Origin of the sequence: Rhizorhabdus dicambivorans (assembly GCF_002355275.1) — a bacterium.
Taxonomy (GTDB): Bacteria; Pseudomonadota; Alphaproteobacteria; order Sphingomonadales; family Sphingomonadaceae; genus Rhizorhabdus; species Rhizorhabdus dicambivorans.
Genome location: NZ_CP023449.1, coordinates 578,466 through 603,201, shown reverse-complemented (window position 1 = coordinate 603,201; position 24,736 = coordinate 578,466). Strand labels below are relative to the sequence as shown.

Annotated in this window: 26 protein-coding genes; 8 read left to right on the top strand and 18 right to left on the bottom strand. The window is 64.4% G+C overall.

Features of this window, described 5'->3' with window-relative positions:
- Window positions 1-104 precede the first annotated feature (104 nt).
- Window positions 105-1,082 carry a DNA topoisomerase IB gene (locus CMV14_RS02880; RefSeq protein ID WP_066967889.1) on the top strand — a complete coding sequence of 326 codons (978 nt, stop codon included), beginning with the start codon at window positions 105-107 and terminating at the stop codon, window positions 1,080-1,082.
- Between the two features lie 15 nt (window positions 1,083-1,097).
- Here the strand turns inward: CMV14_RS02880 and CMV14_RS02875 are convergent, their stop codons facing one another.
- Together CMV14_RS02875 and CMV14_RS02870 are read right to left on the bottom strand one after the other, a co-directional pair.
- The gene (locus tag CMV14_RS02875; RefSeq protein ID WP_066967886.1) at window positions 1,098-1,439 is read right to left on the bottom strand and encodes a response regulator; all 342 of its coding nucleotides are present in this window, start codon (window positions 1,437-1,439) and stop codon (window positions 1,098-1,100) included.
- A gap of 153 nt (window positions 1,440-1,592) precedes the next feature.
- Window positions 1,593-2,123 (bottom strand): J domain-containing protein, encoded by a 531-nt coding sequence (locus CMV14_RS02870; protein WP_066967883.1) that lies wholly within the window; start codon window positions 2,121-2,123, stop codon window positions 1,593-1,595.
- A 159-nt stretch (window positions 2,124-2,282) separates the two neighbouring features.
- Between CMV14_RS02870 and CMV14_RS02865 the strand changes: the two genes are divergently transcribed.
- From CMV14_RS02865 to CMV14_RS02855, 3 genes are all read left to right on the top strand, one after another.
- On the top strand, window positions 2,283-2,957 hold the full coding sequence (locus CMV14_RS02865) for a DUF6975 family protein (RefSeq protein WP_066967880.1): 675 nt from the start codon (window positions 2,283-2,285) through the stop codon (window positions 2,955-2,957).
- A 65-nt stretch (window positions 2,958-3,022) separates the two neighbouring features.
- Window positions 3,023-3,868, top strand: a complete 846-nt coding sequence (locus CMV14_RS02860; protein ID WP_066968044.1) for an AAA family ATPase — start codon at window positions 3,023-3,025, stop codon at window positions 3,866-3,868.
- A gap of 86 nt (window positions 3,869-3,954) precedes the next feature.
- Window positions 3,955-4,383, top strand: a complete 429-nt coding sequence (locus CMV14_RS02855) for a hypothetical protein (protein ID WP_066967877.1) — start codon at window positions 3,955-3,957, stop codon at window positions 4,381-4,383.
- Window positions 4,384-4,411: 28 nt separating this feature from the next.
- Here CMV14_RS02855 and CMV14_RS02850 read toward each other — a convergent pair whose 3' ends face one another.
- From CMV14_RS02850 to CMV14_RS02820, 7 genes are all read right to left on the bottom strand, one after another.
- Window positions 4,412-5,023, bottom strand: a complete 612-nt coding sequence (locus tag CMV14_RS02850) for an SOS response-associated peptidase family protein (RefSeq protein WP_066967874.1) — start codon at window positions 5,021-5,023, stop codon at window positions 4,412-4,414.
- A gap of 123 nt (window positions 5,024-5,146) precedes the next feature.
- A complete protein-coding gene (locus CMV14_RS02845) occupies window positions 5,147-6,127 on the bottom strand; it encodes an IS481 family transposase (protein ID WP_096367656.1) in 981 nt (326 codons plus the stop codon).
- A 114-nt stretch (window positions 6,128-6,241) separates the two neighbouring features.
- Entirely contained in the window at window positions 6,242-7,348 is a 1,107-nt protein-coding gene (locus CMV14_RS02840) for a calcium-binding protein (RefSeq protein ID WP_066969577.1), read from the bottom strand.
- A 384-nt stretch (window positions 7,349-7,732) separates the two neighbouring features.
- Window positions 7,733-8,860: a calcium-binding protein gene (locus CMV14_RS02835; protein WP_066969575.1), complete on the bottom strand. Its 1,128-nt coding sequence runs from the start codon at window positions 8,858-8,860 to the stop codon at window positions 7,733-7,735.
- A 125-nt stretch (window positions 8,861-8,985) separates the two neighbouring features.
- Window positions 8,986-9,177 carry a hypothetical protein gene (locus tag CMV14_RS02830; protein WP_238147174.1) on the bottom strand — a complete coding sequence of 64 codons (192 nt, stop codon included), beginning with the start codon at window positions 9,175-9,177 and terminating at the stop codon, window positions 8,986-8,988.
- Window positions 9,164-9,715, bottom strand: coding sequence for a hypothetical protein (locus CMV14_RS02825; protein ID WP_066969573.1), 552 nt, complete (start codon window positions 9,713-9,715; stop codon window positions 9,164-9,166). The genes CMV14_RS02830 and CMV14_RS02825 overlap by 14 nt, the downstream gene beginning before the upstream one ends.
- Before the next feature lie 117 nt (window positions 9,716-9,832).
- Window positions 9,833-10,444, bottom strand: a complete 612-nt coding sequence (locus CMV14_RS02820; protein WP_066969571.1) for a hypothetical protein — start codon at window positions 10,442-10,444, stop codon at window positions 9,833-9,835.
- A gap of 212 nt (window positions 10,445-10,656) precedes the next feature.
- Between CMV14_RS02820 and CMV14_RS27540 the strand changes: the two genes are divergently transcribed.
- Window positions 10,657-11,472, top strand: a complete 816-nt coding sequence (locus CMV14_RS27540) for a putative phage abortive infection protein (protein WP_083216146.1) — start codon at window positions 10,657-10,659, stop codon at window positions 11,470-11,472.
- 162 nt (window positions 11,473-11,634) lie between these two features.
- Entirely contained in the window at window positions 11,635-11,922 is a 288-nt protein-coding gene (locus CMV14_RS02810) for a hypothetical protein (protein ID WP_238147173.1), read from the top strand.
- A 78-nt stretch (window positions 11,923-12,000) separates the two neighbouring features.
- On the opposite strand, the gene CMV14_RS02805 is transcribed toward CMV14_RS02810, so the two are convergent.
- The 4 genes from CMV14_RS02805 to uvrA all read right to left on the bottom strand — a co-directional run bounded on the left by CMV14_RS02805 (window position 12,001) and on the right by uvrA (window position 16,986).
- Window positions 12,001-12,375 (bottom strand): hypothetical protein, encoded by a 375-nt coding sequence (locus CMV14_RS02805; protein ID WP_066969569.1) that lies wholly within the window; start codon window positions 12,373-12,375, stop codon window positions 12,001-12,003.
- A 15-nt stretch (window positions 12,376-12,390) separates the two neighbouring features.
- On the bottom strand, window positions 12,391-12,906 hold the full coding sequence (locus CMV14_RS02800; RefSeq protein ID WP_066969567.1) for a hypothetical protein: 516 nt from the start codon (window positions 12,904-12,906) through the stop codon (window positions 12,391-12,393).
- The gene (locus tag CMV14_RS02795) at window positions 12,906-13,646 is read right to left on the bottom strand and encodes a hypothetical protein (protein WP_066969565.1); all 741 of its coding nucleotides are present in this window, start codon (window positions 13,644-13,646) and stop codon (window positions 12,906-12,908) included. The genes CMV14_RS02800 and CMV14_RS02795 overlap by 1 nt, the downstream gene beginning before the upstream one ends.
- A 289-nt stretch (window positions 13,647-13,935) precedes the next feature.
- Window positions 13,936-16,986 carry an excinuclease ABC subunit UvrA gene (gene uvrA / locus CMV14_RS02790; protein WP_066969563.1) on the bottom strand — a complete coding sequence of 1,017 codons (3,051 nt, stop codon included), beginning with the start codon at window positions 16,984-16,986 and terminating at the stop codon, window positions 13,936-13,938.
- A gap of 187 nt (window positions 16,987-17,173) precedes the next feature.
- Here uvrA and CMV14_RS27360 point away from each other — a divergent pair, with 187 nt between their 5' ends.
- Window positions 17,174-17,305 carry a hypothetical protein gene (locus CMV14_RS27360; RefSeq protein ID WP_255250156.1) on the top strand — a complete coding sequence of 44 codons (132 nt, stop codon included), beginning with the start codon at window positions 17,174-17,176 and terminating at the stop codon, window positions 17,303-17,305.
- A gap of 4 nt (window positions 17,306-17,309) precedes the next feature.
- On the opposite strand, the gene CMV14_RS02785 is transcribed toward CMV14_RS27360, so the two are convergent.
- From CMV14_RS02785 to CMV14_RS02765, 5 genes are all read right to left on the bottom strand, one after another.
- Entirely contained in the window at window positions 17,310-17,885 is a 576-nt protein-coding gene (locus tag CMV14_RS02785) for a cob(I)yrinic acid a,c-diamide adenosyltransferase (RefSeq protein WP_066969562.1), read from the bottom strand.
- 68 nt (window positions 17,886-17,953) lie between these two features.
- Window positions 17,954-18,187 (bottom strand): twin transmembrane helix small protein, encoded by a 234-nt coding sequence (locus tag CMV14_RS02780; protein WP_066969560.1) that lies wholly within the window; start codon window positions 18,185-18,187, stop codon window positions 17,954-17,956.
- Between the two features lie 64 nt (window positions 18,188-18,251).
- Entirely contained in the window at window positions 18,252-19,223 is a 972-nt protein-coding gene (locus CMV14_RS02775; protein ID WP_066969581.1) for a GGDEF domain-containing protein, read from the bottom strand.
- Between the two features lie 120 nt (window positions 19,224-19,343).
- The gene (locus tag CMV14_RS02770) at window positions 19,344-19,598 is read right to left on the bottom strand and encodes a DUF2842 domain-containing protein (protein WP_066969558.1); all 255 of its coding nucleotides are present in this window, start codon (window positions 19,596-19,598) and stop codon (window positions 19,344-19,346) included.
- A gap of 4 nt (window positions 19,599-19,602) precedes the next feature.
- Window positions 19,603-20,172 carry a 5-formyltetrahydrofolate cyclo-ligase gene (locus CMV14_RS02765; protein WP_238147172.1) on the bottom strand — a complete coding sequence of 190 codons (570 nt, stop codon included), beginning with the start codon at window positions 20,170-20,172 and terminating at the stop codon, window positions 19,603-19,605.
- 337 nt (window positions 20,173-20,509) lie between these two features.
- Here CMV14_RS02765 and CMV14_RS02760 point away from each other — a divergent pair, with 337 nt between their 5' ends.
- The gene (locus CMV14_RS02760; protein WP_066969554.1) at window positions 20,510-24,628 is read left to right on the top strand and encodes an SIR2 family protein; all 4,119 of its coding nucleotides are present in this window, start codon (window positions 20,510-20,512) and stop codon (window positions 24,626-24,628) included.
- Window positions 24,629-24,736: the final 108 nt, after the last annotated feature.

Below are 24,736 nucleotides of genomic sequence, written 5' to 3'. Positions count from 1 at the left end.
CAGACACCGCAGCATTTCGGTTCAGGCGGTGCGGCAATGGATGCTGAATCAAGTTCAGCATGACGGAGGAGGGCACTCAAAGGCCATCCCCGCGTTCCGCATCCATGCAACACCGCCCCGTCGAACAGCTCGACACGATCGACTCCGCCCCCGGCATCTCGCGCATCCGGCGCGGAAACGGGTGGCGCTTCCTGAATCCCGACGGATCGACCGTCCGCAACGTCGAGGATCGCATGCGCATCCTGGCGCTCGGCATCCCGCCGGCCTGGCGCAGGGTGTGGATCAACCCCGATCCGGAGGCGCCGGTCCAGGCGACCGGGATCGATGCGGCGGGACGCAAGCAATATCGCTACCATGCCGCCTGGCGCGAGGCGCGCGACGAGGAGAAGTTCGCCGGGCTCCCGGCATTTGCCGCGCATCTGCCGCATCTGCGCGCGGCGGTCCGCAGGGCGCTGGCTAGCGACGATCCGTGGGAACGGGCACGGGCGGCGGCGGTGCGGCTGCTGGACGGCTTCGCGATCCGCGTGGGATCAGCGGACTCGGCGGCGCGCGGCAGCTTCGGCGCGACCACTCTGCTCAACCGCCACGCCCGCATCCGGGGCGACGAAATCCAGCTGTGCTTCTATGGCAAGCACGGCATCCGTGCCGAACTGTCCGGCAGGGACGCGGCGCTGGCCGCGGCGCTGGCCGAATTGAAACGGGCCGGTTCGGGTGAATTGTTTTCGATGCGATCGGGTGTCCGGGTCCGGGCCGCCGACATCAACCAGTGGGTCTGCGATCTGACCGACGGCACCGGCACGGCCAAGACCTTCCGCACCTGGCGCGCCTGCGCGGTGGCGGCGGGGATGCTGGCGCGCGGCCGGCGCACCGCGGTCAAGACCCTGCTGGAGGAGGTGGCGCGCCAGCTCGGCAACACGCCGGCGGTCTGTCGCAAATCCTATGTCGCGCCCGCCTTCATCGACATGGCCAAGGCGGGTCGCTGGATCGAGCATGTGCCGGCCGCCCCAAAGGCGTTGCGCTTCAACGAGCGGGCGAGCCTGGCGGTGCTGACGGGGGATGTCGAGGCATCGGCGCGGCGATAGCCTCGCCCTGCCGGATCAGGCCAGCCCGGCGATCGCCCGCTGCAGTTCCCCCAGCCGGCAGGGCTTGCGCAGCACCGGATCCGCGATCCCGGCCGGTGCCGTCGAATCGATGCCGCTGAAATAGATCACCGGCAGGTCGGGACGGGTGCTGCGCGCCAGGGCGGCAAGGTCCGCGCCGCCCGGACCCCCCGGCATATGGATGTCGGTGACGAGCAGGTCGAAGGGGATATCGGTGCCGATAAGTTCAGCGGCGCGGCTACCGCCGATCGCCTCGGTCACCTCATGGTCCAGCGCACGCAGCAGATCGGCCGTCACGGCCAGGACGAGATCATCGTCGTCGACGCACAGGATACGCAAAGCCTTCCCCTCACCATCGCGCTGCCGGCGCCCCCCAAGGCGTTCGCAACGGCCGGGCCTCGCATTCCGAGCCCCCGCCGGGATGATACGTAACGGATGCGTGCCGGGTTGCAAGTACATCCATTCTGGCGGGAAATCTGGCGGCGGGCGCCGCTAGCGCGGGCGGCGCTCCTCCGCGCGGCGCAATATCTCGAAGGCGGCCTGCACCGCCTGGAAGCGGACCGCGGCCTCGGCGTCATTGGGCTTCACGTCGGGATGGTTGGCCTTGGCCAGCCGCCGCCACGCCGTCTTGATCGCCTCGAAATCGGCGTCGGCCTCCAGCTCCAGCGTCTCGAACGCACGCAACTCGTCGCGGCTCCAGCGACCGTCGCCGGGGCCTGCCCAGCCATAATGGGCCTGCTCGGCATAGCCCGAGGAGGAGCGCTTCTCGTCTGCCTCCCGCTGGGCGGCCTCTTCCGCCGAGAGGCCGGCGAAATAGTCCCAGTTGCGGTTATATTCCTCGGCATGGCGCGGGCAGAAATACCAGCGTTCGCGGCTGTTGGGCGCCTTGGGGGCGGGGCAGTCGCCGGGCTGGTCGCAGCCGTGCCGGTCGCACATGCGCACCTTGGTCGCGCCGCGCTCGCTGCCATAGCCGCGCCAGCGGGGGAAACCCCAGTCGTTCGAACGGGAGGATGATCGGGCCATAAGCCGATCACCTTAGCGCGGCCGAGGTGAACGGGGAATTATGGAAATAAATTTCGCCTCCGTAACCGGCCATTTACCGCACTTCGGCTATAGCGATTCGGGCAGGCGGCTGGTTTGGCCGTCTGCGTTGTGATCCGGTTGTATTCGGGATTGTTGCGTATGGCGTTTCAAGTTCAGCAGGAGGCTGCGCGTCTTGGCGCGGCCGAGACGATCGGCGCGCTGCTCGCCGCCGACGGGGCCAAGGGCCATTCCTATATAGCTTGCACCATCTTCGCCCGTGGGCGTGAGGCGGCGCGCGATCTGGCGGATGCGGTGCATTTCCTTTCCAGCCTGCACGGCCGCCATCCCGGCGTGATCGACCATGCGCGCGACAAGGCGGCGGACCCCGAGGTGCGCGCCTGGCTCGACGCCGCGGCAGCGGGCTTCGCGGAGGAGCGCGCCTATCTGATGCGCGCGGTGGTCGCCGCCGGGCCCCTGCCCAGCACGCCCGGCCATGCCGAATGCGAGGCGGCGGTGACGGGCCAGCGCCACGCGCTCGACATGCTCGGCCGGTCGGACCGCAATGGCTGCGCGCTCGGCGCCGCGCTGGCGCTGGTGCTCGACTGGCGCGCGGTTCGCGCGGTGATCGATGCCGCCGCGCAGCGCTTCGGCCTCGCGCTCACCCCGCCGGCGCTCCCCTCCGCCCGCCAGGCGCTGGCGATCGCCGCCGAGGCGGGCTCGCCGGCCGTCGAGCGCGCGATGGTGTTCGGCGCCCAGCAGCTGCTCGTCCAGCATCGCGGCCTGTGGGGCCTGCTGGAGGCAAGGAGCGAGGCGCGGGCCGAAGTCTTCGCCTGAGGGGTGGACAAAGAACTTCTCCTCCCCCTATCGCCAGTGGTGATGTGAGGCGGGAGAATGTGGACGTGCGTTTCGAGGGAACGAACAATTATGTCGCGACCGACGACCTGAAGGTCGCGGTCAATGCCGCGGTCACCCTGCGCCGCCCGCTGCTGGTGAAGGGCGAACCGGGGACCGGCAAGACCGTCCTCGCGCACGAGATCGCCGCCGCCGCCAATGCGCCGCTGATCCAGTGGCACATCAAGTCGACCACCAAGGCGCATCAGGGCCTCTACGAATATGACGCGGTCGCCCGGTTGCGCGACGGCCAGCTCGGCGACGAGCGGGTCCACGACATCAGCAACTACATCAAGCGCGGCAAGCTGTGGGACGCCTTCACCTCGCCCCAGCTCCCGGTGCTGCTGATCGACGAGATCGACAAGGCCGACATCGAATTCCCGAACGACCTGCTCCAGGAACTCGATCGCATGTCGTTCGACGTCTATGAGACCGGCGAGACGATCACCGCGCGTGAGCGGCCGATCGTCGTCATCACCTCGAACAACGAGAAGGAACTGCCCGACGCCTTCCTGCGGCGCTGCTTCTTCCACTATATCAAGTTCCCCGACCGCGACACGATGCAGGCGATCGTCGATGTCCACTTCCCCGGCATCCAGAAGGAGCTGGTCGCGAAGGCGATGGAGATCTTCTACGACATCCGCGAGGTGCCCGGCCTCAAGAAGAAGCCCTCGACCAGCGAACTGCTCGACTGGCTGAAGCTGCTGCTCCACGAGGACATGCCGCTCGACGTGCTCCAGTCGCGCGACCCGAAGAAGGCGATCCCCCCGCTCCACGGCGCGCTGCTGAAGAATGAGCAGGACATCATGCTGTTCGAGCGGCTGGCCTTCCTGAGCCGCCGCCAGGGCGGGTGATGGTGCGGCCTAGGTAAATTTCCCAGGCTGATACGACTCGATCAGAGTGACATTTTTCTCCCTATAATCAGATGGTTGGGAGAAATATGGTTAACGCCTGGCAGATGGCTGCCGATCCTTTCGCGATGCTCCCCCCGATGAATGCGGGGCTGGAGGGGCTGTGGACCCTGCGCTTCGGCCGGTTCGGCTGCCGCGACGAGGAAACGCATGGCGGCATCCTCCACATTGAGGAGGACCGGATGGCCGGGGGCGACGGCCACTTCCTGTTCCATGGCGGCTACACGCTGGACGACGGCACCCTGTCGGCGTCGCTGCAGGCGGTGCGGCATGGCGCGGCGCAGGGCGGCTATCGCGGCATGTTCGACACGCTGGATGCCACCTTCCGGCTCGAATTCACCGCCGAGGCGCTGTCGCCCGGCCAGTTCGAAGGCCGCATCCGCCGCGACGGCGGCCCCGACCTGCGCGTCGTGATGCGCCGGTTCGAACCGCTCTCGCAACGCAGCCGGATCGTCTGAGCGCAGCCCGGCAAGGCGGGCATCGCTCCTACCCAGCCCGCTCCACCGCCAGCGTGCCCGCGGGGGTGGGGCCGATCGCCTCGGGCGCCGGGATCGATCCGTCGAGCCAGCCGGCCCAGCGATCGGGCGGCAGCAGCGCCACCTGGCGGCGGTGATAGGGGGCGATGTCGGGCCCGGGCTCGCAGGTCAGCAGGGTGAAGGCCTCGTGGCGGCTGTCGGCGGGGATCGCCGCCTCGTCGCGCTTCCACAGGCCGGCGATCGCGAACCAGGGGGCGTCCTTCCAGCGGAACAGCCACTTGTCCTTGCGCTTCGCGGATGGATCGGCAGGCGCGGTGAACTCGTAGAAGCCGTCGACCGGGACCAGGCAGCGGCCCTGCGAGCGGCTGTTGCGGAAGTCGCGGCCCTCGCTGCGGTAATTATAGACCGGCTTGCCGTTCTGCCCGGGCCAGCTCCAGCGCCGGGTGACGATCTCCGCCTGCCCCCGCACCGATCGGACGATCACGCTGGGATCGGTGATCCGGACGCTCGCGACCGGCTCGATATTGGGCCGCCCCTCCGGGAATCCCAGTTCGATGCCGGCCTGCTGCAGGCCGAGGATCAGCAGATCGAGGTCGAGCTTGCGGGAGACTTCGTTGCACATCGCGCGAGGGTGGCGAAGCATCGCGCGGCGGGCAAGGGCGGGACCCCGGGGCTAGACCTTGATAGAGCCTGATTCACGCCTTCGGTGTAAGCGCGAAGCGCTTCCACCTCAACCGATCAGGCTCTAGGTGTGGAGCCTCAACAGGTTATTCATTGGCTGACGTAGTCGGCTGATGGGCGGTTGTGATTGTAAGCTGCCGTGGGGGCGGTGCCAGTTATAATTATGGAGCCATGGACTGAGGGCGCGTTTGCGGTGCTCGGAGGTTGGATAGGCGCGAGCATATGCCCATTCGCGTAAGCTGGTCTGGATGAAGCGTTCGGCCTTGCCGTTAGTCTTGGGCGTGTAGGGTTTGGTGCGGATGTGCTTGAGGCCGAGTGCTTTGCAGGCGTCGCGGAAGGCGAAGCTTTTGTAGCAGGCGCCGTTGTCGGTCATGACGCGCGAGACAGTGATGCCGAGGCTTTGATAATAGGCGATGGCGGCGAAGAGGAAGGCGGTTGCGCTTTCCTTCTTTTCGTCGGGGAGGATCTGGCTGAAGGCGATGCGCGAGGCATCGTCGATGCAGACGTGGACGAACTCCCAGCCCGCGCCGTAGCGCTCGCCAGCACGGCTGCCGCGAGTGCTGCTCTGCTTTGTCCGATTGCCGGTGATGCGATGGCCGACGCGTTCGAAGCGGCCGAGCTTCTTGATGTCGATGTGGATCAGCTCGCCGGGGTGCGCGCGCTCATAGCGACGGATGGGCTCGGGAGGATCGAGATCGCGCATTCGGCTCAAGCGTGCGTTGCGCAGTATCCGGCTGACAGTGGCTGGCGAGAGCTTCAGCGTGGCGGCGATCTGCTTGCCGCAGAGGCGCTGACGGCGCAGGGCGATGACCTGCTCGATGCGGTCGGCGGGCGTGGCGCGGGGCATGGCGTGTGGGCGCGAGCTGCGGTCGACGAGACCGGCTTCGCCTTCGATCCGATAACGTGCCAGCCACTTGGCTACGGTTCGCTCCGAGACGCCCAGGGCGGTCGCGACCGCCCTGGGCGTCTCGCGCAGAACCATCACGCGCCGGACGATCTCGGCTCGACTGAAGGGCGTGGTTCGGGCATTCTTGTGGATGTTCATCCGGTCGTTCCTCCAGACCTGACGTGTCGCAACATCAGTCTGATCCGGTCACGCCGGATGAACAACCTCCTGAAAGCTCACATCTAGGCCCGGGGGTGACTAAGTCCGATGCGATCAGACGAAGTCGGCGCGGGCGAAGTCGGCGGCGAGCTGGTTCTGGAAGGCGGCGACCGAGTCGATCGTCGCGCCGCCGGTCGAGGACCAGAAGATCAGGGTCGATCCGCCCGACAGGTTGATCGCGGCCGCCTCCTGATTGCCGGCATTGCCGTCGAACAGCGCCTGCGCCGCGCTGCGCGCCGCGTCGATCGAGGCGGCGGTGCTGCTGCCGACCAGCACCGAGGCGGGGACGAAGCCGAGCTGGATCAGATCGGTGCCCTGCTGGAAATCGGTGACGGTATCGACCGACGAGCCGATCGTGCTGCCGCCCGCCCCGAAGATGAAGCGGTCGACGCCGTCGCCGCCGGTCAGCTGGTCGACGCCGAGATCGCCCGAGAGGGCGTCGTTGCCGGCGCCGCCGCTGAGGGTGTCGTTGTCCTGGCCGCCGCGCAGCGAATCATTGCCCGCGCCGCCCAGCACCATGTCGTTGCCGCGATTGCCATTGAGCGTATCGTTGCCGGCATCGCCCGAGATCTGGTCGTTATCCTGGCCGCCCTGGATGCGATCCGATCCGTCGCCGCCGCTGATCGTGTCGTTGCCGGCATTGCCGTTGACATAATCCGATCCGGCGCCGGCCGAGATCGTATCCCCGGCATCGGTGCCGCCGCTGGCCGACTGGCCGTAGAGATGGTCGTTGCCGGTGCCGCTGGTGAGCGTATCCGCCCCCGCCCCGCCGAACAGGTTGTTGTGGCCGACAAGATCGCTGATGTCGTCGGCGAGATCGCCGCCCAGCACGGTGTCGTCACCGGCGAGGAAGGAGGCGAAGCCGCCCGCGCTGCCGCTGAGGATGCCGGTGTAGAGCGCCGCGAAATCGAGGTTCAGGCCGGACACCTCGAAGGTGGTGGAGCCGAAGGTCACCCGCAGCGAGGTGATGGTGCTGCCCGGCGCGCCGAGCGAGAAGAGGTTGGTGCCGGTGAGCCGGTAGGAGAATTCGGTGCCCACCGCGAAATTGAACTCGGTGTTGCTGATCACGCCGATCCGGTAATTCGCCGGATTGGACAGCGCCGTCAGCGAGAGGCGCGAAAGATCGAGGCTGGCGAGCCCCGTTACGGTTACCGTTGCCATGCTACTTACTCCCCTGCTGCATCAGCCGCCCGGGCGGAAATGGCCGGACGACGGACGCTGCGTCAAGCTGGGGAGGGGCAGGTTTCAGATATCGTCAGGTTCGCGGCGGCGGCCGGCGAGCGCGGGACCCCGAGGGGCGCCCCAGATGCGAGCGGTTCGCAACTGGCCCGGGTGCATGGGGTTGTGTGTGGGTTTTTTTATTTTTTCGCACGGGTGCCTTCCTTCGCGCCGGACAGGGAAGAAGCGGGATCCCGGATCGGGTCCGGGATGACGATCGGGATATGGTCATGAGAAGGAGCCTGCCCGCCTACTGGCCGGGGACGGGCGCGCCATCGCAGCGGGCGGCTTCCTACTAGTCAAGAACAATATGCGAACACAGACCGCTCAGATAAAGTCGGCGAGCGCGAAATCATGGGTCTGGTAGCCGAACAGATAGACGGCGGAATTGATCGCGGCGCCGCCGGTCGAGTTCCAGAACAGATAGACCTCATAGGGGCTGCGATAGACCAGCGCGACCTCTCCGTCGCCGGCATGGCGGGCGAAGGCCGCCTCGGCGATGGCGCGGGCGTCGGCGAACACCCGGATGGTGGCGGCGTCGGATGCCTCGACCAGCAGCGCCGCGGGCTTGAAGCCCAGCGAGAAGCGGTCGTTGCCGGTGCCGAAATCCTGGATGGTGTCACTGGTTTCGGCGGTGGCGCCGATCGGGCTGGTGTCGGGCCCGAAGACGAAGATGTCGTCGCCCGCCCCGCCGCGCAGCTGATCGATGCCGCGATCGCCCATCAGCACGTCGTTGCCGGCGCCGCCGCCCAGCGTGTCATTGCCCTGCCCGCCGCGCAGCTGATCATTGTCGCCGCCGCCATCGATGCTGTCGTTGCCGAGATTGCCGTTGATGCTGTCATGGCCGCCCTGGCCAAACAGCTGGTCATTGTTGGCGCCGCCGTTGATCCGGTCCGATCCTTCGCCGCCGTTGACGGTGTCGTTGCCGGCATTGCCCTGCAGATAGTCCGAGCCGCCTTCGCCATTGATCAGGTCGGCCCCGTCGGCGCCGCCATTGGGCGACTGGCCATAGACATGGTCGTTGCCGTCCCCGGCGAGGATCACGTCCGCCCCGCCGCCGCCGTTGACGACATCATGGCCGCCATAGGCATAGACCGCATCGGCGAGCCCGCTGCCCTCGATCCGGTCGTCGCCCGCGAAGACCAGCGGGAAGGGGCTGCCGGGAGCATAGGTGGCGAGATAGAAGGTGGTGGCGGGAATGCTGAAGCCCGAGGCCTGGAACAGGGTGCCGCCGCTGCCCGATATGGTGAGGCCGGTGATGGTCCCCGAGGTCGGCTCGTCCAAGCCGTTGTAGCGCACCCCCGATCCGGCGAAGGCATAGCGCAGCCCGTCGACATCGATGACCAGCGAACTGCCGCTCTTCTGGACGATGACCGAGTCCGTGTCGGTCAGCCGATCGAAGTTGAACCGCTCCATCCGCAGCGCATTGGCGCCCGATGCGGTGAGAAAGACCATCGTCGCGCGTCCCCCGAAATGCGCGGAACAGGTGGCGCGGGCGGGGTGGCTGCGTCAAGGCGGGGCGTTGGGTAAGGATCGGGAATGGAGGAGGTTTTCGGGAGAGGTGGTCCCCGCATCGCACGCTACCAGCGCTTGCCGGTCGCCTCGATCGCTTCGAGCAACGCGCGTTTGCTGGCCGTCCGGCGATTGCCGCCGTTGCGCGGAATCACCAGATCGTCGCCCAACTGCTCGCGGCGCCGGATCAACCGGGCGGCGAAATCGGCAAAGTCGACGCGGCGGCCGGGCTCACCGCCAGTCGGCTTATCCTTCGACATCATCGGCTCCATAGTCGCCGGCACTTTCGAACCGGACCCGCTTCTCAAGATAGGCCATATCGACGTCGGGATGAAGCCGCAGCAGCGCGCGGGCCTGTCCCAGCATCTCGGGTGCCGATCCGGAGGCGTATTGGCCCATGCGATCGGCGATCAGGTCTTCAACGGAGATGACGGTAAAGGTGGTGCCCGGCGCGAAGCCATCGACGAGGAGAAAGCGTTCACGATCGGCCTGGCCGTCGAGTGGCGACGAGCCGACGACCTCAAAGCCCACGCCCAGATCGGGATGAATCCAGCCGCGCGTCGCCTTGCCTGCTCCTGTCGGGCGAATGAAGCCATGGCGTTGAAGTTCCTCTTCGAGCGCGGGCTGGATGGCGGAACACAGGTCGAAGTCGCCCGTGTTGATCGCGCCGAGCGTGTAGAATTCGACCGCGGCGCCACCCACCAGCACCGGGCGGCTCAGACCCCGATCGGCCATCGCCTGGCTGATGGCGGCGAAAGTCCGCAGTGCGTCTTCGAAGGCGGGGCGATAAACAGCCATGCCGGCAAGATAGCGCGGACAATGACGGACACGCCAGCGATAGGAACAGTTCCTTTGTCGTGATCGTCATCGTGCGTGAGGCGCACTATGCGGTGCTTTCCTATCTGTCTCCGCCTTCTATTCCGTCGCTGCTTCGTCCGGCGGCAGGGCGCGGCGGCGCAAGAGGGACAGGCCGGAGAGGGCCACGAGGGCGAGGCCGGCGAGGAGGATGGCGAGGCCGCGCCCGGTGCCATCGGGCTTCCGGCCCTGCGCGATGACGAGATAATCGTCGGCCAGCCGCGCGCCGAGCGCGCCGCGAACGCCCTTCTGGTCGGTGCGGTCGATGGTCAGGAAGGATTCGATCATGCCCTCGACCGGATGCTCCTCCTCAAGCTTCTCGTCCCCCGCGACCGGATAGGGTTCCTCGGCGAGGCGGGCGAGGGTGGCGGCCATATGGTCGGCGAGCTGCTGGTCCTCGATATGGACGAGCAGCTTCGCGGGCGCTTCGCCGCCGGCCGGCACGCCGGCGGGATGAACGCGGACATAGACATCGGGGAGGGTCGAGCCCGTCACCCCGCGCAGGGTGACGGCGTCGATCAGGCTGTAGCTGGCGCCCTGCACCCTGTACCAGCCGAGCGCGGGCATCCCGGCGACCAGCTGGGCATAGGCGATGTCCTTCCGCTCGCCCGCGACCTTCGCTTCGTGGAGCGACTGCCCGCCGATCGCCATCGCGCCGAGGCCGATGAGCAACCCGATCCATCCAACTCGCATGCGCTGTCCCCCGGATTATACTGTTAGCTGACCGGCAAGATCGGGAGGGTCAAGGCGGGCGGTGCGGGTTTGATCGGGAATGGATCAGATGGGGAGGTGAGGGTTGCCGCATTTAGCAGATTCTCCCCTGACTTCGGGCGAGCTTTCTGTTTTCGCTCTGCTATCGCAGATGTTCGAGATCGGGGGATGAAATGAATCGACTGTTTACATCTTTTCTCTGTGCGATCGTAATTACCGTGTGGTTGCTATGGGCCCACTACAGCCCTGATATAGCCGCTTACTTCCTTTGGCTATCGGATAGCACCGTCAGTACCGCTGGGACGTGGGGCGACTCCTTTGGCCCACTCAACGCTTTAATATCATCGTTTGCATTTATCGGGGTTTGCATAACCCTATTTACTCAATCAGACGCTATCAAAATTCAGACAGCAGATACCCATCGTCAACGATTTGAGAGCTCATTCTTTGAGATCATCCGAATCATGAAAGAGGTAAGAGATAATATAAGCTTTACCAATTCTCGTGATTATTCTGACCATATCAGAAAAGAATCGGGGCTGCCCCCGCTTAAGAAGTTACCTCGATATTCCAATATCAAGGCAATTCGGCAGTGCGTTAAAGAGATTCAATTTTGGCTAGTTCGAAATAAAATTGCTTTTAAGCCAGACGAAGATCAGATGAAAAATATTTACATGCGAAGCGTTCACAGTAGGTTTGAGTCTACCTTATCTCCGTATTTTCGCCTTATATACACTACTCTAAAAAAGATAAATGATGACAAAATTCTTAACGATGGCGAAAAAATATACTACGCTAATCTATTGAGGTCCCAGCTCACAAGTTTTGAAATAATACTCATCGGGATAAATGCACTTTGCCCTATATCAAATGACTTCAAGAAATACGTCAGTCATTTTAGACTTTTAAAATATGTGCCAAAGGGGAGGTGGCGACAACGCCTAAGGTTGTTTTACGATGATGAGGTCTTTGCAGGAAGAGATGATTAAAAAGGCGGTTCTATCGTTACTATTCGCATAGCGGTTTCTAGCCCCAGTGGATTTCTGCTTTGATGTATGATGAAGCTCGACGACAGAGGATTTGGTGACAGGCACGCCTGTCACCGTAATTCGGGTCCTGAGGCCCGGCGATTATCTGAAGGAATACCGATCATGAACAAGGCATCCTATCCGCTCAAGCTGCCGACCTCGGTGAAGATGGCCGCCGAACGGCTCGCGCGCGAGGATGGCGTGTCGCTCAACCAGTGGATTTCCGTCGCGATCGCCGAGAAGATCGGCGTGGTGGAAACCGTGTCCGATTTCTCTGGCGCCGGGCGGGCGATGCGAAGCCGACGGACATGCTCGCCTATCTCGACACAGCGAAGGACGAGCCGCCCCCGGCCGGGGATGAGAGTTGAGAGACGGTTCGACCGGGCAAGATGGCTCGGCAGTTGGGTATAGTGTCCCCGGAACTCGGGACTCCGTGGTGTCCCTGGAACTCACCGGAACTCGTAAACTGTAATCGTGCTCCCTGAACGATTAGAGCGGGTCGCGGACCTTCTGACTCGCGTCACGCATCTGGCCCATCATCCCCTTGGTCCGATGGCCTATCGCTTCGCAATGGTTGGGGTTACCCTCTTCGTAGGTGAATGCGAGCTTGAGCCCGTGTTTTCGCAGCTCGCTAGCCTTGATCGCGACAATGGCCTTTTCGTCGTGGCCGGTGGCGATCGCCGCCATATCGGCATCGCTGCGCCACACGGTCAGGGACGTGCCATATCCTCCTGTGTCGTTGCGAAATATCGACCGATCAAAGGTCCCATCGGCCTTGATCTGGATAGGATGAACACGCCGCAACAGCAGGTCGTCGTCGAGGATCGACGGGTCGTCCGGAAGATCCTCGACTTCGTCGACCACCGCCCGCCCCCGGGGTTATTCGCCCCGGCAGAACTGTTGCAGCGCGATCAGTGCGACGTCGAAAGATTGTCCCTCCTCCTCGCGCTCCTCGCCGGTGGCTTTATTGGTGAAGTAGATGGCTAATCGCCCATGCGGCTCGATCTCAAGTTCGAGCTCGCGCGGTCCGCAGTCCCAAGCCAGCTTTAAGCCGCCAGTATTTAGAGCCGTTATGAACGGCGGATGGCAACGCATCAGCGCATGACTGATAAGCTCGACGGCTGGCTTGAAGACATCGCGGTGAACGGGCGCCGCGCCATAGCTATCCCAACCAGCCTGAAGCGCCCGGAGTTCATAAAGGCGTTCGAACGCTTCGACCAGCCCAGCCACCGGCGGTACGCTGGTCTCGATCTGGAAGCCGAAGCCGGTGTCAATGGTCATGGTCTTCTTCTTCTCGCCGACAAACCGCGTCGGCACGGCCGGCATGTGCTCATCGACAATCGACCGCGATTGGACGGCGGCGAAATCGTCATCCACCAGGTATTTGGTCGCCATTATTGCTCTCCCCAGTGCTCTCGCGCCTTTTTTGTGGTCGCTGAGAGGAAAACGGCGTTGATCGCGCTGCGCGCGATATCGAAGAAAGCTGCGGTGTCACCGCCGATCGGAGCACCTCGCGCGGTCAGCTCAAGGCGATATGCAGGGTCGTCGTCGGCAATCCGGGTCACCGGCGACAACGCCGAATATAAACGCCCTACGGGCTTACCCTCGATTTCAATCAAATGGCGCATGCTCGATATGTAGGTCTCAGGACGCAGAAATTCGATGTCTCGCCCCATTTCGGGCACGCGGAAGAACTCCGGCGCGTCGGCAAATGATTTTCCGAATTCGTCGACGGGGACGATGTTTACGTTGACCAGTTCGCACTGGCGAACCTGCACCTTCGGGAAACCGCGCTCGGCGGCGAACTTCTCGAAGATCGCAAATAGCTCATTAAAGCGCTTCATCGTCTGTTCGGAATGCGGATAGGGTGCCGTACCGCCGCCGCGCCAGTTGAACGCAAACCGGTCAGATTGCACCTGGACGAGCTCGCACCCATCCGCCGAGTGATAGAAAGTGCGGGGCATCATGCCGCCGTCGACAAGTCGAAACGTGAATTGGTCGGGCCTGAACCCTTCGAATTGCTCCGTCACCGGCTCAAGGGGCGGTTGGGCCTCGGTCGTAGGAAAATCGTGGCGGATCATCGCCCAGAATAGGCCATAATCGCCGATCTCGAAGCCGTCGAGCCGGTCGAACATGAACGTGATCGCTTGTTCAACGAGGGGCGGACGGGCAAAATTGGGCCGTATCGGCTTCACCGCATGATCCGTTTGATAGTGGCCCGTCCCATCACGTCACATGATCCATAGATGCCGCCAAAGCCTCTAAGGAATCGATAACGGGCGGAAACGATCCCGCCCGTTTCCGGCCTTAGAATCGATAATTTCCTACAAGTCAATTGGGGCCATTCGTCGCAATGGAACGGCGCGCATGCTTAGACTCTAGTGAGTCCCCACGGCCCTCGGCAACCGTCCGGCATAGAAAGGCTTATTCCGCAGCCTGTGCACTCCGCGCTTCAGGCTGCAACAGCGGCTTGAGGTATTGACCCGTATAAGAGCGGGGCTCTTTGACGACCTGTTCCGGCGTCCCCTCTGCGACGATCTCGCCCCCGCCCGTGCCGCCTTCCGGCCCCAGGTCGAGCACCCAATCGGCGGTCTTGATGACCTCGAGGTTATGCTCGATCACCACCACGGTATTGCCCTGCTGCACCAGCGCATGGAGCACCTCGAGCAGCTTGCGGACGTCCTCGAAGTGGAGGCCGGTGGTGGGTTCGTCGAGGATGTAGAGGGTGTTGCCGGTCGATCGGCGTGACAGTTCCTTGGCGAGCTTGACGCGCTGGGCCTCGCCGCCGCTCAGGGTCGTCGCCTGCTGGCCGACCTTGATGTAGCCGAGGCCGACCTCCGCCAGCATCGCCATCTTGTCGCGGATCGGGGGGACGGCCTTGAAGAACTCGACCGCGTCCTCGACGGTCATGTCGAGGACGTCGGCGATCGACTTGTCCTTGAACTTCACCTCCAGCGTCTCGCGGTTGTAGCGCTTGCCGTGGCAGACGTCGCAGGTGACGTAGACATCGGGCAGGAAGTGCATCTCGATCTTGAGCAGGCCGTCTCCGGTGCACGCCTCACACCGTCCGCCCTTGACGTTGAAGCTGAAGCGGCCGGGCTTGTAGCCGCGCGCCTCGCTTTCCGGCAGGCCGGCGAACCAGTCGCGGATGTTGGTGAAGGCGCCGGTGTAGGTGGCCGGGTTCGAGCGCGGGGTGCGGCCGATCGGCGACTGATCGATGTCGATCACCTTGTCGCACTGTTCGAGGCCGGTCACCTTGTCATGCGCGCCCGCGATCACGCGCGCGCCGTTCAGGCTGCGCGCGGCGGCGGCGTAGAGCGTGTCGATGGTGAAGCTGGACTTGCCCGAGCCCGAGACCCCGGTGATGCAGGTGAAGGTGCCGAGCGGGATCGAGGCGGTGACGTTCTTCAGGTTGTTCGCCCGCGCATTGTGGACGGTGACCTTCCTGCCATTGCCCTTGCGCCGCTTGGCCGGGACATCGACCATGCGGCGGCCCGAGAGATAGTCGCCGGTCAGGCTCGCCTCGTTGGCGAGGATGTCGTCGAGCGTGCCTTCGGCGACCACCTCCCCGCCATGGACGCCCGCGCCGGGGCCCATATCGAGGATATAGTCGGCACTGCGGATCGCATCCTCGTCATGTTCGACGACGATCACGGTGTTGCCGAGATCGCGCAGCCGCCGGAGGGTGACGAGCAGCCGATCATTGTCGCGCTGGTGGAGGCCGATCGACGGCTCATCGAGCACATAGAGGACGCCCGACAGGCCCGAGCCGATCTGTGACGCAAGGCGGATGCGCTGGCTCTCGCCGCCCGACAGGGTGCCCGAGGTGCGATCGAGATTGAGATAGTCGAGCCCGACATTATCGAGGAAGCCCAGCCGCTCGACGATCTCCTTGAGGATGCGTTCGGCGATCGCGTTCTGCTGATCGTTGAGGTGGTTGGGCATGTCGCGGAAGAAGGCGAGCGCGGGGCCGACCGCGCGGCGGGTGGACATGGAGATGTCCTCCCCCGCGATCTTCACGGCCAGCGCCTCCGGCTTCAGGCGGGCGCCGCCGCACACCTCGCAATGGGCGGCCGACTGGTACTTGGCCAGTTCCTCGCGCATCCAGGCGCTTTCGGTGGCGAGCATGCGGCGTTCGAGATTGTGGATGACGCCCTCGAACGGCTTCTGCACATCATAGCTCTTGCGGCCATCGATGAAGGTGAGGGTGATGACCCGCCCCTTGGTGCCGTAGAGGATGACGTCGGCGATCTCGTCCGGCAGCTCGCTCCACGGGGTTTCCAGGCTGAAGCCATAGGCGCGCGCGACCGAGGACAGCACCTGCATATAATAGGGGCTGGGCGGGTTCGACTTCGCCCAGGGCACGACCGCGCCCTGCTTGATCGACAGCGCCTCGTTCGGGACGACGAGCTGGGGATCGAAATAGAGCTTCTCGCCCAGGCCGTCACAGGCCGGGCAGGCGCCCTGCGGCGCGTTGAACGAGAAGAGGCGCGGCTCGATCTCGGCAATGGTGAAGCCCGAGACGGGGCAGGCGAATTTTTCCGAGAAGGTGATGCGGTTGGGGGGGACGCCGGCGCCTTTCATCTTCCTCCCCTCCCCTTCAGGGGAGGGGTCGGGGGTGGGGCCTCCCGGCACATCCTGCGCTTCGGAATATTGGAACTTCGCCGGCATTTCCCGGACTCCGCCTTCGCGGCCAGGCCCCACCCCTAGCCCCTCCCCTGAAGGGGAGGGGGATTGGAGCGCCTCCGCCACGGTGGTGTCGACCAGATCGGCATAGGCCAGCCCATCGGCGAGGCGCAGCGCGGTTTCGAGCGATTGGGCGAGGCGGGTCTCTATCCCCTCGCGCACCACGAGGCGATCGACCACCACCTCGATGTCGTGCTTGTACTTCTTGTCGAGCGCGGGGGCGTTCTCGATCTCATAGGCCTCGCCGTCGATGCGGACGCGGGTGAAGCCCGCCTTCTGCCATTCGGCCAGCTCCTTGCGATACTCGCCCTTGCGGCCGCGCACGACCGGGGCGAGCAGCAGGAAGCGGGTCCCCTCCTTCAGCATCATGATCCGGTCGACCATCTGGCTGACCGTCTGCGCCGAGATGGGCAGGCCGGTGGCGGGCGAATAGGGCACGCCGACCCGCGCCCAGAGCAGGCGCATATAATCGTAGATCTCGGTGACCGTCGCGACCGTCGAGCGCGGGTTGCGGCTGGTGGTCTTCTGTTCGATCGAGATGGCGGGGCTGAGCCCCTCGATATGATCGACGTCGGGCTTCTGCATCAGCTCCAGGAACTGGCGCGCATAGGCCGACAGCGATTCGACATAGCGGCGCTGCCCCTCCGCATAGATGGTGTCGAAGGCGAGGCTGGACTTGCCCGAGCCCGACAGGCCGGTGATGACGATGAGCTTGTCGCGCGGCAGATCGACGTCGACGCCCTTGAGATTGTGCTCGCGCGCGCCGCGCACGGAAATATGGGTCAGCATTCCGACAGATGTTCCAGATTTGTTCGCGCGATGCAAGACGGGCGAGGATGTGCGCGCCAATCTGGGGGGTGGCGCGGCGATTCTCAACCCCGCCGGCCCGCGCGCGGCGGCAGAGCGCCGAAATTGGCCCCGGGGCCGGATTTTGTTACACTGCCGTACCGCGTATCGTATCGGGGGGTAGCGTCACATGAGTCCGGAACGCCGCAAGGAAATCATCAAGACGTCGCTGCTGGCGGCCTTCTTCATCATCCTGGGGCTGGTGCTGATCGACATGCTGATCGGCGATCCCAATGCGATGGACGCGCCGCCCAGGCTTTAGCCGGTCAGCGCGTCGCGCCCGGCTGCCACAGCACGGCACCCGCGCCCGCGCGGTTGAGCCAGCGGGCGAGCACGAACAGATGGTCCGACAGCCGGTTGATATAGGCGAGCCCGACCGGGTTCAGCCCGGCATCGGGGGCATTGTGCGCCGCCACCGCCGACCGCTCCGCCCGGCGGCAGATGGCGCGGGCGAGGTGGATCGCCGCGGCGGCGGGGCTGCCGCCCGGCAGGATGAAGCTGCGCAGCGGCTCCAGACCGGCGTTCATCGCGTCGATCTCCCGCTCCAGCCGCTCGACCTGCGACGCGATGATGCGCAGGCTCATCTCCGACGGCGTGAAATCGGGGCCCGGCGTCGCGAAATCGGCGCCGAGATCGAACAGCTCGTTCTGGATGCGGGCGAGCTGGGCGCGCGCCTCATCCGGCATATCCTGGGTCAGCGCGACGCCGATCGCCGAGTTCAGCTCATCGACATCGCCGATCGCGGCCATGCGCGGCGCCGCCTTCGACAGGCGCGACCCGTCGACGAGGCCGGTCTGCCCCGCATCGCCGGTGCGGGTGTAGATCCTGTTGAGCTTGACCATTTAGGGTTTGCTCCACTCACGTGGAGGTGCGGGCCGGCACCGCCGTTTCAGCTGCGCTGAAACCATCATCAGCTTCCGCGGCTGAGGATCAGCATGAGGATGACCAGGATCACCGCGACCGCCTGGAAGGCGATGCGCATCCGCATCATCTTGTTCTGGCGGAGGCCCGACTGGTTGATGCCGCCGGCCTTCAGATCGGCCTCGGTCGTCTTGAGGAAGGCGATGATCCCGCGCACCAGCGCCACCACGGTGGCGACCATCGCCGCGAGGATCAGGATGAAGAAGAAGGTGTTTCCGGACATGCCCGGGATGTAGACCGATCGCGCGGAAAATACAGCCGGCAATATGCGGCGGCGCGGACGGCGCTCAGTCCGCCGCGCTGATCCGGTTGCGCCCCGCCTGCTTGGCCTTGTAGAGCGCGGCATCGGCGCGCTTGAGGATCGAGCCAGGCGAATCCTGGATGTTGATCTGCGCCAGCCCGCCCGAGAAGCTGAGCTTGCCGAGCGACTGGCCGGTGTTCGTCACCTTCAGCTCGCGCGCGGCGATGGCGGCGCGGATCTTGTCGAGAGTCGCCATCGCATTGGCGACCGAGGCGCGCTCGAACACCATCACGAATTCCTCGCCGCCATAGCGCGCGACGAACACATCGCCGTTCGAGGCGGCGCGGCCCAGCGAGGAGCCGACGAACTTGATCACCTCATCGCCGATGACATGGCCGTGGGTGTCGTTGAACTGCTTGAAATGATCGATGTCGCAGATCGCCAGCGCCAGCGGCGTATCGGCGCGGCGGGCATTCTCGAACGCGGCGCGCAGATGCTGGTCGAGCGCGCGGCGATTCGGCAGGCCGGTGAGCGGATCGCTGTTCGCCTTGTGCTGGGCGGTGGCGAGGTCCTTGCGCATCGCCGTCATCTGCATCTCGGTGCGGCGCAGATCCTCCTCGGCGGCCTGGGCCTTCTCGATCATCGATTTGGTGAGATCGACCAGCGTCTTGACGCTGAGCGTGGGCGAGGCGTTCGACTCCAGCCCCTCCGCCTCATGCGCCAGCGCCTCGCCATAGTCGCGGGCATCGTCGCCCGACCTGGCGAGGATCGTGGTCATCTGTTCGAGATAGCCCTGCGCGTCGCTGGCGATCCGCGACAGCTCATCGGTCGAGAGGCCGGGGTCGAGCTTGGCGGAGATAGCGGTGGCGATGGCCTCGCTCAGCCCGCCATCCTTGGCGATCGCCTTGTCGATCAGCGCGTTGAGTTCGCCGTCGCGGCCCGAGAGATAGCGGTGGCACAACTCGAAATTGGCGGGCGAGGGCTCCAGCCCATGATCGAACAGAAGCTTGCCGATCATGTCATAGAGCCGGCGCCACTCCGCGCGTTCGGCTGACTTTTCGGCTATACGTTCTTCGCGCACCGTGTCTGAACCCCTGATCTCGAAGACGGGGATTAGCGCGAGATTCGATACATCCGGTTAATGCCCACCCGTATTTTTACGTGGCCCCCAGTGCCAGCGGCCGGTCTCCATCCAGGCGAGCAGCGGCTTCAGCGGCAGGATCCAGACGATGCCGGCGACGATGTAGACCGGCGCCTGTAGCAGCGGATGAAGCCGCCCGATCCACGGCGATGCCGTAACGACAATCACCGCCCACACCGAAATCAGCAGCAAGATCAGGAAGATGCCCGCCGGCTTGCGCCAGCTCGGCTCCCCGCTCGGTTGGCCGTTCATCGCTTCACCCTCCGATCACACCCGCCTCGGTGACGACCGCGTCGAGCGGCACGTCCCAGGGATCGGAGGCTATGGCGGGCCGCTGCTGGATCGACCAGCCCCAGCCGATTTTTTTAACGTCCGGCAGGGCGGCGAGCGCGCGATCGTAGAAACCCGCGCCCTGCCCGATTCGCCGCAGGGCCGAGTCGAATCCGAGCAGCGGCGCGATCACGATATCGGGGGAAACCGGCGGCGAATCGGCCTCCGGCTGGAGCAGGCCGCGCCAGCCGGGAACGAGGCGGTCTCCAGGCGCCCAGGCCAGGAATCGCATCGGCGCGCCGCGCGCCTCGACATGGGGCAGCGCCACGGCGATTCCGGCGGCGGCCGCAGCGTCGATCGCCGGCCCGCAGTCCATCTCGCCGCCGAGCGCATGATAGAAGGCGACGCTCCGCGCGCCCGCGATCAGCGGCCCCAGATGGCGCGCCGCCTCCGCCTCCAGCCGGGCGCGTTCGCCGGGCGCGAGGGCGAGCACGAAGGCATCGCGGAGCGCGCGCAGTTCAGCCCGCTGGGCCGGCTTGGAGAGATCAGCGCTCATGGAAGGTGGCGGGACCGCCATGGTCGTTTGCTGGAATATCCTCTGACGCCATGAGCATCAGGTGGGGACCATATGCATCGGACCAGGATCCGAACAGGGACAGCCCCCTAGGAATGTGAATCGCCTCAGGGATGTTCGCTACAGCTCGTGCGAAGCAGTACCCGCCATGGACATATGTAGGCGCGACGAGGGCGTTGCTCAAGGGGTGTCACCGACATCGGCGGGCGACATGTCCCCGGCGGGAAGGTGGCGGCGCCGGTCGAGAAAGGTCCGTTTTCGTAACATCCGGTTGACGCCTGCCCTTCCCCATCTAGTCTCCATGATGGGGGTGTACGCAATGGGGGCGAATTACCTTAAGAAATATTATCTGCACGACCACAAGCTGGCGCAGCGCGCTAGGTTGGAGTTCTTCCGCTCACTGGCAACCGGCCGGATGATAGCCTTCGTAGGATCGATGGCGACCCAGGCATTCGGCTATGGCGGCTGGGAACAACTCAGAATGACCGTCTCCGCTTTGGGAGCCGATGCTTCCCGGGTGCTCGCGGACGACGTGATGCGCGGCAGAATCGAAAAATATGAACGGCTCAGCGCAAGTTCGAGCTGGCCGGTCCAGGTCGGCATGAGCATCATCGAGGAGGCATTGGACGAGTGGCGCGAGCCCTTGCCCGAGGAGTTCAAGCGATCCGTCAGGGCGGACGACTGGCCGCTCGACCAGTTCGAGACCGTCAGGGAGGCCGTACGCGTCCAATTGGCCCGGCGTTTCCGGGAGCCCCGGCCGCACTGGCGGATGCAGGCGCCCGACGCCAACGGGGCGGGGTTCGACGACATGCTCAACGTGCCATTCGCTCTCTGGCACGCTCTGGGCATCCGCCGCTTCGCCACGCCCTCCTATGATTTCGAGATCGAACGGGTGGCGATGCTGGCCGATCGAATCTCCGACAGCGGCAGGGGATTATCGCCCTTCCAGACGCTCGTTAACCTTCGCAACGCGGCCAACGAGAATTTCTACTGGGACCTGGGAAGCGGCCGCATAAGGCGGGTCTTTTCCGACGGATGGGCGATCGAGAGCGATCTGCTGAATCGCGAACGCATCGACCGCATGATCGAATTCGCCGTCGGCACCGACGATGTCGATGGCCATGTCATGCACCTCCATGGCCGGGCCTGCAACTGGCGGAGCATGATCGTCAGCCAGCGCGACTACGACAATCTTTACAGGCGGAACGATCTCAACCGCGCGCCCTTCGAATTCGCCAAACGACTGATGATGGGCGGAAATCCTATCCTGTTCGTCGGCTTGGGCATGGGCGAGCAAGAGCTCAACAGTGAGCTGCAGGAGTTTATCAGCAACAACCCCTATCAACGGGTCGCACCGACCTTCCTGCTCTGGTCGATCAAGCCCAAGCAACTCGCGCCCGAAGCGGTCGAGGCGATGCGAGTGGATTTCCTGCGGCGGCTCGGCGTCCTGACGATATTCGATTCGGATTTCGAAACGGTCGCGGGCAACCCGGACGGCTATGTCGGCCAATCCCGGCGTTACAAGCGGGTCAGCAACGGTTTCGCCAAGAATATCTCGATGGCTTCGCTAGACAGGAAAGCCCGGTTCAAGAAGGCGGACCAGTCCACCGGCAGCGATCTGGCCGCCTTGCGACATTGCGTCGCTCTCCTGGCCGCCGGGGTAGCCCAAGGCAAAAACGCCTTTATCAACCCGACCGTCAGGGAGCGCCATATCGGCAGCAACTGGCGTTCGATGGAAGGGCGGCTTCGCTCCGCAAAGGGGAAGCCCGTAGTCTTATGGGCCGAGTACGCGGTCGACAATCCTGAGCGTTGGGCCATTGACGACAGGATGCTGGACCGGCTGAAGCGGCACCTTCCCACCGACAATATGATCTGCATCATCGGCGCCCAGGGCTGCGGCAAGGGCAACATGGCCCGCGCGACCGTCGCCAGCGCTGTAGAGCTAGGCCTGGAAGGCAAAGAGGATGGCATCCTCATCAATGGAGGTTTCACCTTCGACACCGATACCATCCTGGATGGTCTGTCGCGATTCCTGTCCGACAAATTCGGCGTTCCGATGGTGGACGGTGAGGGCGTGCCCCTCACAAGCCGTCAAAACTTCTTTACCAATCTGCAGCTCGATCAAGCGCTTGCCAACTCCGGCCAACCCGATGCGCTTATCGTCATCAATGGTATGGAACGCTTTTTCGACACCGCTGGCAATCCGCTGAGCGCAGAGCTGGACCAGTTGCTGACGCTGGCGCGCGGACCTAGAGGCGCCCCGAGGACATCGGGGACCAAGCGCACATATTGGGTGATGTTCGGCACCGAACGGGTCCGGAAATATGTCGAAAAGCTCGGCATCACGGTTTGGGATGCCCGCGACGGCGTGCGGCCGGCCCGCCTTCTCCAAGGCGCGGACCCCGCTATCCCCGGCTGCTATTTCAACTCGATCTGGCAAGGCGCGAAAGAACAGGGGATCGGCATGTCTCCGGCGCTGCGCCACGCCATTGACAGCTATGATGCAAACCGAAGCGGGCGGATCAGCGGCAATCTCATAGATATCCGGCGAACGCTCTTCGGCATCCTCCTCGACGAGAATATCCTGACGACGTTGCTGACCAAGCGAGGACAGAACAACCCCGGGATCGATACGGCCCGCAACATATTGAAAGCGCTCGCTTTCATCGGCTTGCCGGTCGAGGAGGATGTCCTTCGGCTCATGCCTGCACTCAAAGCGGCAGGCGCGGGATTCTCCGATGCGCTTGACGCGCTGGTCGAAGCGCGGCTTGTCCTGAAGCTGGACGGCTATCGCGACGCTGCCGCACCCGGCATCGAGCCCGTGCCGCGCTTCGCGCTTCATCGGCTGTTGCTGACCGAACTGCGGTATCGTTACGGCATCCCGTTGAGCGAGGCCAAGCTGTCGACCGCGTTCAACATGTCGCTCTATGTCGCCCAGCCCACCGACGGGGATATTCCCGACAACGACATCCACGATGAGCTCGGCGATGCGATTGATCGGCTGATCAGCTCCTACCGGCATCAGCAGAAGAACGGGTTGCGGAAGCGCGCACGAGCGCTCGGCCTGACCGAAAACGCTTACCGCAAGCTGCTCGGCGAGGTCGCCATGGCCTGTGGCGCAAGCGAGGCCGCGCCCAAGCCGCTCGACATCGACCTGCTCTGCTCCGCCCGCCATGCGCGGGCGATCCGCACCGCGCTGGCGCTTGTACGCAGCTACTATTCGACCACCGGCCTGCTGACGCTCGACAGCGGCGACCGGCTGATCCGCGAGGGGCGCGACGGCGTTTTGCTCGAACATGCCGAACGGCTGGACGATCTGATCGACGGCTATGGGAAATTGTCCATGGCGCGGGAAGCGCTGCACGCCGGGCTCTGCAGCGTCCTGAAAGCACCCCGAAACAGCGACACGATTCGCGAGCTCATCCACGAACAATTCGGCCCCGCCGAGCCCTTCTACCCCGACGAGCTGGTCTGGCTGCACAATGAAAGGGGCGTAGTCCGCCTGGCCATGGGCGACGTATACGAGGCCCGCAGCTCCTTTGATCAGGCCATGCTGGTCAATCGAGAATGGGTCGAACGCGATGATCGCGCCCATAATTGGCGACGAATCAGGCTGAACCAGCTGACCGTGGATATCGAGCGCGGGGAAATCGGCGTCGCGGAACGCAAATGTGAGGAACTGATCGACCTCAGCCAGAACGGCCAGCTTCGCGAGGACAAGCTGGCGACCGCCATCGCCACCGGCTATCTTGGCTGGTGCCGCCATCTACGCGGCCAGGCCGACCCGGCGCTTGCGTGCTATGAAGAGGCGTGCGGCCGCCTGTCCGAACTCGGAGAGGTCAGGGCCCAGGCCTATTTCGAACGGCTGCGTGCCAACGCACAGGGCAGCGCCCTGAAACCCGCTGCCGAACGCCGAGCGACACTGGAACGCGCGCTGAGCCTTGCCCAATCAGGCGTGCAGATGGACATCGTCCATCGTCTGCAGATCACCTTAGCCGATACCTTTCTGTTCGACCCCGAGCCGACGCCACCGCTCCAGCAGAAACGAGCCCATCGCTATCTGGAGGAAGCGCTTACCTACGCCATCCATACCGATGTTCACCGGGTGCGGTGCGAGGCATCCATGGTGACGGCGCGCGCACGGCTGCATATGTCAGACTTCGAGGGGGCTCTGCGTTATGCCACCGATGCGATGATGATCGCCACCCGCTATGGCATGGAATTGCGCAAGATTTCACTGCGCGCGTTGATTGCCAAAATAATGGCGGCCCGGGGGCATCCGGTCACGGCCGAGCAGCTCGCGCGGACCTGCATCAAGATGGCGACCCGTCAGCGCTACCAGACGGCTATTCACGAGGCGGCACAGGTGATCACCGACATTCCGCGCATCTCAGCGGCCATCAGTTCGTCCGACGCTTCCGGCCGTAGGAATTTCTGAAGCGGTTTCCAGGCGGATGCCACATCGGCCTGCCCGGAATCGCCGCAAAGGGATCAGGGCCTGTCAAAGCGCCCAAGGCTCGCGCTCATGCAGGGTAATGCTGATGAG

Bases quoted from the DNA above. Each gene is read 5' to 3' on its own strand.
- CMV14_RS02865 (WP_066967880.1), top strand. From the start codon at position 2,283: ATGGCGTTTCAAGTTCAGCAGGAGGCTGCGCGTCTTGGCGCGGCCGAG.
- CMV14_RS02840 (WP_066969577.1), bottom strand. From the start codon at position 7,348: ATGGCAACGGTAACCGTAACGGGGCTCGCCAGCCTCGATCTTTCGCGC.
- CMV14_RS27540 (WP_083216146.1), top strand. From the start codon at position 10,657: ATGAATCGACTGTTTACATCTTTTCTCTGTGCGATCGTAATTACCGTG.
- CMV14_RS02795 (WP_066969565.1), bottom strand. From the start codon at position 13,646: ATGTTCGACCGGCTCGACGGCTTCGAGATCGGCGATTATGGCCTATTC.
- CMV14_RS02765 (WP_238147172.1), bottom strand. From the start codon at position 20,172: ATGAGCGCTGATCTCTCCAAGCCGGCCCAGCGGGCTGAACTGCGCGCG.
- CMV14_RS02785 (WP_066969562.1), bottom strand. From the start codon at position 17,885: ATGGTCAAGCTCAACAGGATCTACACCCGCACCGGCGATGCGGGGCAG.
- CMV14_RS02825 (WP_066969573.1), bottom strand. From the start codon at position 9,715: ATGGCTGTTTATCGCCCCGCCTTCGAAGACGCACTGCGGACTTTCGCC.
- CMV14_RS02800 (WP_066969567.1), bottom strand. From the start codon at position 12,906: ATGGCGACCAAATACCTGGTGGATGACGATTTCGCCGCCGTCCAATCG.
- CMV14_RS02855 (WP_066967877.1), top strand. From the start codon at position 3,955: ATGGTTAACGCCTGGCAGATGGCTGCCGATCCTTTCGCGATGCTCCCC.
- CMV14_RS02775 (WP_066969581.1), bottom strand. From the start codon at position 19,223: ATGATCGGCAAGCTTCTGTTCGATCATGGGCTGGAGCCCTCGCCCGCC.
- CMV14_RS02770 (WP_066969558.1), bottom strand. From the start codon at position 19,598: ATGAACGGCCAACCGAGCGGGGAGCCGAGCTGGCGCAAGCCGGCGGGC.
- CMV14_RS02760 (WP_066969554.1), top strand. From the start codon at position 20,510: ATGGGGGCGAATTACCTTAAGAAATATTATCTGCACGACCACAAGCTG.
- CMV14_RS02830 (WP_238147174.1), bottom strand. From the start codon at position 9,177: ATGTCGAAGGATAAGCCGACTGGCGGTGAGCCCGGCCGCCGCGTCGAC.
- CMV14_RS27360 (WP_255250156.1), top strand. From the start codon at position 17,174: ATGAGTCCGGAACGCCGCAAGGAAATCATCAAGACGTCGCTGCTGGCG.
- CMV14_RS02835 (WP_066969575.1), bottom strand. From the start codon at position 8,860: ATGGTCTTTCTCACCGCATCGGGCGCCAATGCGCTGCGGATGGAGCGG.
- CMV14_RS02880 (WP_066967889.1), top strand. From the start codon at position 105: ATGCAACACCGCCCCGTCGAACAGCTCGACACGATCGACTCCGCCCCC.
- CMV14_RS02780 (WP_066969560.1), bottom strand. From the start codon at position 18,187: ATGTCCGGAAACACCTTCTTCTTCATCCTGATCCTCGCGGCGATGGTC.
- CMV14_RS02810 (WP_238147173.1), top strand. From the start codon at position 11,635: ATGAACAAGGCATCCTATCCGCTCAAGCTGCCGACCTCGGTGAAGATG.
- CMV14_RS02845 (WP_096367656.1), bottom strand. From the start codon at position 6,127: ATGAACATCCACAAGAATGCCCGAACCACGCCCTTCAGTCGAGCCGAG.
- CMV14_RS02870 (WP_066967883.1), bottom strand. From the start codon at position 2,123: ATGGCCCGATCATCCTCCCGTTCGAACGACTGGGGTTTCCCCCGCTGG.
- CMV14_RS02850 (WP_066967874.1), bottom strand. From the start codon at position 5,023: ATGTGCAACGAAGTCTCCCGCAAGCTCGACCTCGATCTGCTGATCCTC.
- uvrA (WP_066969563.1), bottom strand. From the start codon at position 16,986: ATGCTGACCCATATTTCCGTGCGCGGCGCGCGCGAGCACAATCTCAAG.